This is a genomic window from Rhodococcus sp. O3, from assembly GCF_048897285.1.
Taxonomy (GTDB): domain Bacteria; phylum Actinomycetota; class Actinomycetes; order Mycobacteriales; family Mycobacteriaceae; genus Rhodococcus.
Genome location: NZ_JBMBTE010000195.1, coordinates 1 through 5957 on the forward strand (window position 1 = coordinate 1; position 5957 = coordinate 5957).

4 protein-coding genes are annotated in these 5957 nt (G+C 70.3%); 3 read left to right on the plus strand and 1 reads right to left on the minus strand.

The window, feature by feature from the left end; all coding sequences use genetic code 11:
* On the minus strand, window positions 1-738 hold a 738-nt coding region (locus ACN675_RS27145; protein WP_420753768.1), incomplete at its 3' end, for a PucR family transcriptional regulator ligand-binding domain-containing protein.
* 164 nt (window positions 739-902) lie between these two features.
* Here ACN675_RS27145 and ACN675_RS27150 point away from each other — a divergent pair.
* The 3 genes from ACN675_RS27150 to ACN675_RS27160 are packed head-to-tail and all read left to right on the plus strand — an operon-like array spanning window position 903 to window position 5790.
* Window positions 903-2276, plus strand: a complete 1374-nt coding sequence (locus ACN675_RS27150) for an 8-oxoguanine deaminase (RefSeq protein WP_420753769.1) — start codon at window positions 903-905, stop codon at window positions 2274-2276.
* Window positions 2277-2281: 5 nt separating this feature from the next.
* Complete coding sequence (locus ACN675_RS27155; RefSeq protein WP_420753771.1) at window positions 2282-3091, plus strand: FAD binding domain-containing protein; 810 nt, start codon at window positions 2282-2284, stop codon at window positions 3089-3091.
* Window positions 3088-5790 (plus strand): molybdopterin-dependent oxidoreductase, encoded by a 2703-nt coding sequence (locus ACN675_RS27160; RefSeq protein WP_420753770.1) that lies wholly within the window; start codon window positions 3088-3090, stop codon window positions 5788-5790. Before ACN675_RS27155 ends, ACN675_RS27160 begins: the two co-directional genes overlap by 4 nt.
* Window positions 5791-5957 lie beyond the last annotated feature (167 nt).

Sequence of the window (5957 nt, forward strand, 5' to 3'; positions counted from 1 at the left end):
TTCGGTGAACGCGTCGAGGCAGTCCTCGCTGCGTGCGGCGGCCGGTCCGAGCACGAGGAACCAGGCGGTCGTGCGGTCGCGCAACGCCGAGCCGACCGGCAGCACCGTGTAGCCGTCCGGGGTCTCGGCGGGGAAACGCGGCGCGGTCAGCGCGACATCGCAGCACGCGTCGATCACGGATTCCCCGAGCTCGTCTGGGCCGGCGACGAGCGTGCCGGTAGCACTGAACACCCATGCCGGAACGTCGAATTCGCGACACACCCGGGCGAGCAGCTCGCCGAGCGCGTGCCCGTCGGCGAACGCGGCGAGCAACCTGCGCTGGCGGGCCAGGCCGGTCTGCAGCCGGTCCATGCGCGCGCTGGACCACTGCCGGGTGAGGTGTTCGAGGACGGTGCTGAACGGCACGTCGTCGGGCACCGCGAGCAGCGGCAGCCCGTGCCGGGCGCAGGCGTCGACGACATCCGCGGGCACCTCGCCGAGCAGGGCCTCGCCGGCGGCGACGGCCGCGACCCCGGCGCGCGCGAGGTGTGCGACGAACACCTCCGAGTCCTCCGGCGCGCGGCGCCACACCAGACCCGTGAACACCAGTGATCCGGCGCTGACGTAGCGGGTCGGGTCGGGCATGTCGGTGGTGCACGCGCGGTGCACCGGACGGGCGAGCGCGGCCCCGCCGCCGTGGAGCAGCCGGATGCCGAGTCCGGGTGTGTCGAGGACGTCCTGCAGCAGCACGATCGTCACCCCTTCCGGGCGAGATCCGGCGGGTCACCGCCACCGGATCCACGGGTTTGGACGATCGCACAATAGGAAACCGCCGTTTCGATTCGGTTTCGTCGATGGTGCCCGGGATATTGCGACGAATCGGGAGTTCACTGGAACTGTTCACGAGGTGAGGAGCAGCGCCCATGGATCCGCAACAGCCGACGGCACCGATCGTGATCCGTGATGCCTACCTGGTCACGATGGATTCCGCCCGCACCGAGCACCCGCGCGGATATGTCGTCGTGGAAGGCAACCGCATCACCGGGATCGGTGCGGGTGAACCGGCCGGATACGACCGCGCCACGATCGTCGACGGCAGCGGGTGCGTGCTGACGCCCGGCCTCGTCAACACCCACCACCACCTGTACCAGTGGATCACCCGCGGGCTCGCCGTGGACCACACCCTGTTCGAATGGCTCACCACGCTCTATCCGGTGTGGGCGGGGATCGACGCCGACGCCGTCCACGTCGCCGCGAAGGGCGCGCTCGCGCATCTGGTGAAGACCGGGTGCACTACCAGCACCGACCACCACTACGTCGTGCCGCGCGACGGCGGTGACGTGTTCGGTGCGGAGATCGCCGCGGCCGCCGAGGTGGGCATCCGCTTCCATCCGTGCCGTGGCTCGATGGACCTGGGCACCAGCGCCGGCGGGCTGCCGCCGGATCACATCGTCGAGGATCTCGATGCGATCCTCGAGGGCAGCCGGAGCGCCGTCGAGCAGTGGCACGATCCGTCGTTCGATTCGATGCTGCGGATCGCGCTGGCGCCGTGCTCACCGTTCTCCGTCACCACCGAGCTGCTGCGGCAGTCCGCGGTGCTCGCTCGCGACCTGGGGGTGCGGCTCCACACGCACCTCGCCGAGACCCTCGACGAGCAGGACTTCTGCCTCGAGCGATTCGGATGCAATCCCGTGCAGTACATGGAGTCGCTCGGCTGGACCGGCCCGGACGTCTGGTACGCGCACGCGGTGCACCTCGACGACCGCGACATCGGGGTGCTCGCCGCGTCCGGCACCGGCGCCGCACACTGCCCGACGTCGAACGGCCGGCTCGGCGCGGGCATCGCGCGTGCCGCCGACCTGTATGCCGCCGGGGTCCCGCTCGGTCTCGGTGTCGACGGGGCCGCGAGCAACGAATCGTGCTGCATGCTCGAGGAAGCCCACCACGCGGCGCTGTTCGCTCGGGCCCGCAGCGGTCCCCGCGCGATGACGGTGCGCCAGAGCCTCGAACTCGCCACGATCGGCGGCGCCCGGGTGCTGGGTCGCGAGGACGAGATCGGGTCCCTCGAGGTCGGCAAGCTCGCCGATCTCGCACTGTGGCGGATCGACACCCTCGCCCATTCCGGGATCACCGATCCGGTCGCGGCGATTGTGCTGGGTTCGCAGCCGCCGCTCGAACTGCTGCTCGTCAACGGCCGTGAGGTGGTGCGCCGCGACGAGGTTCTCACCGTGGACGAGGACGTCGTCGCGGGCGAGGTCGCCGCCGCTCACCGGGCGCTGGTCGCGAAGGCGGGGTGAGCACCGTGGATCTGCACACCGTCACCGACTACCGGGTGGCCCGCGATCGAGCGGATCTCCTGGCCGGTCCGGGCACCGCCTACGTCGGCGGCGGCACGTGGTTGTTCTCCGAGCCGCAGCCGCACCTGAATCGGCTGGTGGACCTCACCGGATTGGAATGGCCTGCCCTCACCGTCACCGAGGACGGCCTCGAGATCGCCGCGACCTGCACGGTGGAACGGATCGCGAACCTGTCCCTATCCGAAACATGGCCTGCCGCACCGCTGTTCCGGCAGTGCGCGTCCGCTCTGCTGGCGTCGTGGAAGATCTGGAAACGCGCAACAATCGGTGGCAACCTGTGCCTCTCGTTCCCCGCGGGTGCGATGATCTCCCTCGTCTGCGCCTTGGACGGGACGGTACTGATCTGGTCGACGGACGGCACCGACCGACGGATCCCGGTGGTGGACTTCGTGACCGGCATCGCCACCAACCTCCTCGACGCCGGAGAGGTGGTGCGCAGTATCCACATCCCCGCACCGATGTTGCAGTCGCGCACGGCGTTCCGGAAGATCGCGTTGTCCCCGCTCGGCCGCTCGGGGGCGGTCGTGATCGGACGGCGGGACCCGGGCGGGACGTTCGCGCTGTCCGTGACCGCGGCCACCGACCGGCCGTACGTGCTGACGTTCGACCGGGTTCCCGACGCGAACGAGATGGAAGACGCTCTGGGAGAGCGTATTCCCGTTTCGGCCTATTACACCGATGCCCACGGGGCCGCGGACTGGCGACGCGCGGTCACCGCCGTGCTCGCCGGGGAGATCTGTGAGGAGCTGTCGTGAAGTTCACCGTGAACGGCCGCGAGATCGACACCCCGGCACGGCCCGGGCAGTGCCTGCGCACCCTGCTGCGCGAGAACACCCATTTCGAGGTGAAGAAGGGGTGCGACGCCGGCGACTGCGGCGCCTGCTCGGTCCTCGTCGACGGGGAAGCGGTGCACTCGTGCATCTATCCCGCGCAAAGGGCCGAAGGCCGCGAGGTCACCACCGTCTCCGGGCTCGGCACCCCCGAGGACTTGCACCCGCTGCAGCGCCGGTTCGTCGACGCCGCGGGATTCCAGTGCGGGTTCTGCACCGCCGGGATGATCGTCACCGCCTCGACCTTCACCGACGACGACCTCGACGACCTGCCGAACCGGCTCAAGGGCAATCTGTGTCGGTGCACGGGGTACCGGTCCATCGACGATTCCCTGCGCGGCGTCACCAACACCGAATGCGTCGGGGCCGCAGCGTCGTTCGGGCGTTCGCAGGCCGCCCCTGCCGGTCCGCGCGTGGTCACCGGAACCGAGCCGTACACGTTCGACACCGTCGTGGAGGGCGCCCTGCACATCGCGGTGCTCGGCAGCCCGCACGCGCACGCCCGCATCACGGCGATCGACACCTCCGCGGCCGAAGCGCTGCCGGGAGTGCACGCGGTGCTGTGCTACCGGGACGCTCCCGATGTCGCATATTCGACTGCCCGCCACGAGAATCGGGAGGAAGATCCCGACGACACCCTGCTGTTCGACCGGGTGCTGCGCTTCCACGGGCAGCGCGTCGCCGCGGTCGTCGCCGAGTCCCCGGCGATCGCGCAGGAGGGTTGCCGCCTGCTGAATGTCGAGTACGAGGTGCTGCCGTTCGTCCTCGACCCGGACGAGGCACGGTCACCCGGGGCGCCACTGCTGCACGTCGGCAAGGGGCCCGAGTCGCGGATCGCCGACGTCTCCCGCAACCTTATCGGCGAGGTGCACGGCGGGGTCGGCGACATCGATGCCGGGATCGCCGCGGCCGCCGCGGTCGTGCGCGGCCGGTGGCAGACCCAGCGCGTGCAGCACACGCACCTCGAAACCCACGGGGCCATCGGCTGGATCGACGACGACGGGCGCCTGGTGATCCGCAGTTCCACCCAGGTGCCGTTCCTCGTCCGCGACGAACTGTGTCACGTGTTCGGGCTCGAGCGCGACCGGGTGCGGGTGTTCACCGCGCGGCTCGGCGGCGGTTTCGGCGGGAAGCAGGAGATGCTGGTCGAGGACGTTATCGCCGCGGCGGTGCTGCGGACCGGACGTCCGGTGCAGTGGGAGTTCACCCGCAGCGACCAGTTGACGGTCGCGCCGTGCCGGCATCCGATGCGGGTCGACATCACCGTCGCCGCGGACGCCGACGGGATCCTCACCGCGCTGGCCATCGACGTGCTCAACGACGGCGGTGCGTACGGAAACCATTCGGCGAGCGTCATGTTCCACGGATGCGGCGAATCGATCGAGGTGTACCGCTGCCCGAACAAGCGCGTCGACGCCCAGTCGGTGTACACGAACAACCGGCCGTCCGGGGCCTTCCGCGGCTACGGCCTCGGGCAGGTGATCTTCGCCGTCGAATCCGCGATGGACGAGCTCGCACTGGAACTCGGCATCGACCCCTTCGAACTGCGGCGGCGCAACGTCGTGGTGCCGGGCGACGATCTGATCGGAGCGCACCCGGAAGGCGCCGACCTCGTGTTCGGCAGCTACGGCCTCGACCAGTGCCTCGACGTCGTGCAGGAAGCCCTGTCGCGGGGCAACGACGTGGCGGCGCCGGTGGGGGAGCAGTGGCGCATCGGCGAGGGCATGGCGCTGTCGATGATCGCGTCCAACCCGCCCGGCGGCCACATCGCCGACACCTCGATCGAATTGCAGCCCGACGGAACGTATCTCGCCCGGGTCGGCACCGCCGAGTTCGGGAACGGCACCACCACGGTGCACACCCAGATCGCCGCGACCGAACTGGGCACCAGCCCCGACCGGATCCAGGTGCGGCAATCCGACACAGACGTCACCACCCACGACACGGGTGCCTACGGATCGTCCGGCACGGTGGTTGCGGGCAAGGCCCTGCTGGCGGCGGCGCGGGAACTACACGGCCGCATCCGCAAACTCGCCGCCGAACTGACCGGCACCGACGCCGAATCCGTCGTGCTCGAACCGGACGGAGCCCGTAGCGGGGACGTGTTGGTCTCACCTGCGGAGTTGCTCGAGGCCGCCGGTGAGCCGCTGCGGGCCGAGGGCAACCACGGCGGTCTGCCGCGGTCGCTGTCGTTCAACGTGCACGGCTTCCGGGTCGCGGTGGACGTGCGGACCGGTGAGGTCCGGATTCTGCAGTCGGTGCAGGCCGCCGACGCCGGCACGGTCGTCAACCCCGAACAGTGCCGCGGCCAGGTGGAGGGCGGCGTCGCACAGGGTATCGGCACGGCCCTCTACGAGGAACTGATCACCGACGACCTCGGCCGGGTGACGACGAATGTGCTGCGCAACTACCACATTCCGCAGTACGCGGACGTGCCGCGCACCGAGGTGCACTTCGTCGACACGTTCGACACCATCGGCCCGATGGGTGCGAAGTCGATGAGCGAGGCCCCGTACAACCCCGTCGCGCCAGCACTGGCGAGCGCGGTGCGCCGCGCGATCGGCGTCCGGCCGCACGAGCTGCCGATCTCCCGCGACCGGGTCTGGCGGGCGCTCGGGCGCTGACGCGCCCGTGTGCCTTTGTGACGGCAGGAGCCGCCACAAAGGCACACGGGGGCGAAGCCCCACTCAGTCGCGCGAACCGAGCAGGCGGCGCAGCACCAAGAGCACGATCACCAGCAGCGCCGCCGCACCCACGGCGGGTCCGATGCGTTTGATCGCCGAGCCCCGCG